This is a genomic window from Streptomyces azureus (assembly GCF_001270025.1).
GTDB classification, from domain to species: Bacteria; Actinomycetota; Actinomycetes; order Streptomycetales; family Streptomycetaceae; genus Streptomyces; species Streptomyces azureus.
Genome location: NZ_DF968393.1, coordinates 1 through 1,074, shown reverse-complemented (window position 1 = coordinate 1,074; position 1,074 = coordinate 1). Strand labels below are relative to the sequence as shown.

The window sequence follows — 1,074 nt, the reverse complement described above, 5'->3', positions numbered from 1 at the left end:
CTGTCTTCAGTTGTGATCAATTCCTGGTTATGGCCCCCGGGCGCGGTGTCGGTCCGGTAGGACTCTGGTGTGACACGTGCGCAACTGACCGACGATGAGTGGGAGTTCATCGAGCAGTTCCTGCCGGTAGGCAGGTTCGGCCCGTACCCTGAGCGGCTGCGTGAGCAGTTCGAGGGGGTGATCTGGCGGTTCCGCACGGGCAGCCAGTGGCGAGAGATGCCCGAGCGGTTCGGCGCCTGGCAGACGGTCTACAACCGCTTCATGCGATGGCGGGACGCGGGCGTCTTCCAGACCCTTCTGGAAGAGGCGATCGCCGAGGCCGCCCGCAGGGACGAGATCGACATGTCCCTGGTCAGCGTTGATTCCACCACCACGCGGGCTCATCACGATGCGGCTGGCATGCGGGTTAGCGAGGAGACCCTGGCCGCGCTCGAGGATGCGGCCTCTCAAAAGGGGGAGCGTCCCAGGGACAAGGCGGGCCAGACGGCGAAAACGATCCGGTCCAGGCCGAACGGCGACGCATCCGCCGAAGACGGCGAGCCCGGCTGAAGGCCGCCCTGCTCGGCCGGTCCCGCGGCGGACTGACCAGCAAAATCCACCTGGCCGCCGACCGGCGCTGCCGGCCGATGGCGCTGGTCCTGACCGCCGGTCAGGCCGCCGACAGCCCCCAGTTCATCCCGGTCCTGAACAAGTTACGGGTCCGCCTGCCAGTCGGCCGTCCTCGCACCCGACCGGCCGCCGTGGCCGGCGACAAGGCCTACTCCTCCCGCGCCAACCGCGCCCACCTGCGCAAACGCCGCATCAAAGCGGTCATCCCGGAGAAGAGGGACCAGGTCGCCAACCGCAGGAAGAAGGGCAGCCAGGGCGGCAGGCCCGTCACCTACGACACCGGCCTCTACCGTGACCGCAACACCATCGAGCGGGCCATCAACAGGATGAAGGACTGGCGAGGCATCGCCACCCGCTACGACAAGACGCCCGAGAGCTACCTGGCCGGACTTCATCTCCGCGCAGCCACCATCTGGATCGGCAGCCTTCTGTAAACCTGATGATCACAACTAGAGACGCGCCCTA

General features: G+C 67.1%; 1 pseudogene. It reads left to right on the top strand.

Annotation, left to right across the window (positions count from 1 at the left end):
* Positions 1–69: 69 nt before the first annotated feature.
* Positions 70–1,043 (top strand): annotated as a pseudogene (locus tag AOQ53_RS41975) (IS5 family transposase).
* Positions 1,044–1,074: the final 31 nt, after the last annotated feature.